The organism is Pseudomonas sp. 34 E 7 (assembly GCF_900005715.1).
GTDB classification, from domain to species: domain Bacteria; phylum Pseudomonadota; class Gammaproteobacteria; order Pseudomonadales; family Pseudomonadaceae; genus Aquipseudomonas; species Aquipseudomonas orientalis_A.
Genome location: NZ_CVTX01000116.1, coordinates 1 through 3,396 on the forward strand (window position 1 = coordinate 1; position 3,396 = coordinate 3,396).

Annotated in this window: 2 tRNA genes and 1 rRNA gene; all 3 read right to left on the minus strand. The window is 50.9% G+C overall.

Going from position 1 to position 3,396, the window contains the following annotated elements:
- Window positions 1-94: 94 nt before the first annotated feature.
- Window positions 95-2,986: ribosomal RNA gene (locus BFP96_RS09855) — 23S ribosomal RNA — on the minus strand.
- A 237-nt stretch (window positions 2,987-3,223) separates the two neighbouring features.
- Window positions 3,224-3,299: transfer RNA gene (locus BFP96_RS09860), tRNA-Ala, on the minus strand.
- A 10-nt stretch (window positions 3,300-3,309) separates the two neighbouring features.
- Window positions 3,310-3,386, minus strand: a tRNA-Ile gene (locus tag BFP96_RS09865).
- Window positions 3,387-3,396: the final 10 nt, after the last annotated feature.

Sequence of the window (3,396 nt, forward strand, 5' to 3'; positions counted from 1 at the left end):
TCGGTGTTTTGTGAGCGTCGAACTTTCGGTTCATCTCGTCTTCACACACCGCAATCTGATGCTCGTTAGAGTAGTCAAATTGCTTGGGTGTTATATGGTCAAGCCTCACGGGCAATTAGTATTGGTTAGCTCAACGCCTCACAGCGCTTACACACCCAACCTATCAACGTCGTAGTCTTCGACGGCCCTTCAGGGAACTCAAGGTTCCAGTGAGATCTCATCTTGAGGCTAGTTTCCCGCTTAGATGCTTTCAGCGGTTATCTATTCCGAACATAGCTACCCGGCAATGCCACTGGCGTGACAACCGGAACACCAGAGGTTCGTCCACTCCGGTCCTCTCGTACTAGGAGCAGCCCCTCTCAAATCTCAAACGTCCACGGCAGATAGGGACCGAACTGTCTCACGACGTTCTAAACCCAGCTCGCGTACCACTTTAAATGGCGAACAGCCATACCCTTGGGACCGGCTTCAGCCCCAGGATGTGATGAGCCGACATCGAGGTGCCAAACACCGCCGTCGATATGAACTCTTGGGCGGTATCAGCCTGTTATCCCCGGAGTACCTTTTATCCGTTGAGCGATGGCCCTTCCATACAGAACCACCGGATCACTAAGACCTACTTTCGTACCTGCTCGACGTGTCTGTCTCGCAGTCAAGCGCGCTTTTGCCTTTATACTCTACGACCGATTTCCGACCGGTCTGAGCGCACCTTCGTACTCCTCCGTTACTCTTTAGGAGGAGACCGCCCCAGTCAAACTACCCACCATACACTGTCCTCGATCCGGATAACGGACCTGAGTTAGAACCTCAAAGTTGCCAGGGTGGTATTTCAAGGTTGGCTCCACGCAGACTGGCGTCCACGCTTCAAAGCCTCCCACCTATCCTACACAAGCAAATTCAAAGTCCAGTGCAAAGCTATAGTAAAGGTTCACGGGGTCTTTCCGTCTAGCCGCGGATACACTGCATCTTCACAGCGATTTCAATTTCACTGAGTCTCGGGTGGAGACAGCGCCGCCATCGTTACGCCATTCGTGCAGGTCGGAACTTACCCGACAAGGAATTTCGCTACCTTAGGACCGTTATAGTTACGGCCGCCGTTTACCGGGGCTTCGATCAAGAGCTTCGCGTTAGCTAACCCCATCAATTAACCTTCCGGCACCGGGCAGGCGTCACACCCTATACGTCCACTTTCGTGTTTGCAGAGTGCTGTGTTTTTAATAAACAGTCGCAGCGGCCTGGTATCTTCGACCGGCATGAGCTTACGGAGCAAGTCCTTCACCCTCACCGGCGCACCTTCTCCCGAAGTTACGGTGCCATTTTGCCTAGTTCCTTCACCCGAGTTCTCTCAAGCGCCTTGGTATTCTCTACCCAACCACCTGTGTCGGTTTGGGGTACGGTTCCTGGTTACCTGAAGCTTAGAAGCTTTTCTTGGAAGCATGGCATCAACCACTTCGTCGTCTAAAAGACGACTCGTCATCAGCTCTCGGCCTTAGAATCCCGGATTTACCTAAGATTCCAGCCTACCACCTTAAACTTGGACAACCAACGCCAAGCTGGCCTAGCCTTCTCCGTCCCTCCATCGCAATAACCAGAAGTACAGGAATATTAACCTGTTTTCCATCGACTACGCTTTTCAGCCTCGCCTTAGGGACCGACTAACCCTGCGTCGATTAACGTTGCGCAGGAAACCTTGGTCTTTCGGCGTGGGTGTTTTTCACACCCATTGTCGTTACTCATGTCAGCATTCGCACTTCTGATACCTCCAGCAAGCTTCTCAACTCACCTTCACAGGCTTACAGAACGCTCCTCTACCGCATCACTTACGTGATACCCGTAGCTTCGGTGTATGGTTTGAGCCCCGTTACATCTTCCGCGCAGGCCGACTCGACTAGTGAGCTATTACGCTTTCTTTAAAGGGTGGCTGCTTCTAAGCCAACCTCCTAGCTGTCTAAGCCTTCCCACATCGTTTCCCACTTAACCATAACTTTGGGACCTTAGCTGACGGTCTGGGTTGTTTCCCTTTTCACGACGGACGTTAGCACCCGCCGTGTGTCTCCCATGCTCGGCACTTGTAGGTATTCGGAGTTTGCATCGGTTTGGTAAGTCGGGATGACCCCCTAGCCGAAACAGTGCTCTACCCCCTACAGTGATACATGAGGCGCTACCTAAATAGCTTTCGAGGAGAACCAGCTATCTCCGAGCTTGATTAGCCTTTCACTCCGATCCACAGGTCATCCGCTAACTTTTCAACGGTAGTCGGTTCGGTCCTCCAGTTAGTGTTACCCAACCTTCAACCTGCCCATGGATAGATCGCCCGGTTTCGGGTCTATTCCCAGCGACTAGACGCCCTATTAAGACTCGCTTTCGCTACGCCTCCCCTATTCGGTTAAGCTCGCCACTGAAAATAAGTCGCTGACCCATTATACAAAAGGTACGCAGTCACCCAACAAAGTGGGCTCCCACTGCTTGTACGCATACGGTTTCAGGATCTATTTCACTCCCCTCTCCGGGGTTCTTTTCGCCTTTCCCTCACGGTACTAGTTCACTATCGGTCAGTCAGTAGTATTTAGCCTTGGAGGATGGTCCCCCCATATTCAGACAAAGTTTCTCGTGCTCCGTCCTACTCGATTTCATGACTAAGAGATTTTCGCGTACAGGGCTATCACCCACTATGGCCGCACTTTCCAGAGCGTTCCGCTAATCTCAAAGCCACTTAAGGGCTAGTCCCCGTTCGCTCGCCACTACTAAGGGAATCTCGGTTGATTTCTTTTCCTCAGGGTACTTAGATGTTTCAGTTCCCCTGGTTCGCCTCTTACGCCTATGTATTCAGCGTAAGATAACCATCTTATGATGGCTGGGTTCCCCCATTCAGACATCTCCGGATCAAAGTCTGTTTGCCGACTCCCCGAAGCTTTTCGCAGGCTACCACGTCTTTCATCGCCTCTGACTGCCAAGGCATCCACCGTATGCGCTTCTTCACTTGACCATATAACCCCAAGCAATCTGGTTATACTGTGAAGACAACATTCGCCGAAAATTCGAATTTCTCAATTAAGAGAACTCACAAATTTTACCTTAGCCTGATCCGTTACCAGTGAAAGTAACGTTCAGTCTATCTTTCTATCACATACCCAAATTTTTAAAGAACGATCTAATCAAAGACTAGAAATCAATATTCACTTCAGAATATTCATTTCTAAACTCTAACAGCAGAAGCAGTTAATGGTGGAGCCAAACGGGATCGAACCGTTGACCTCCTGCGTGCAAGGCAGGCGCTCTCCCAGCTGAGCTATGGCCCCATAACAAAATTGGTGGGTCTGGGCAGATTCGAACTGCCGACCTCACCCTTATCAGGGGTGCGCTCTAACCAACTGAGCTACAGACCCAATTTCGAGC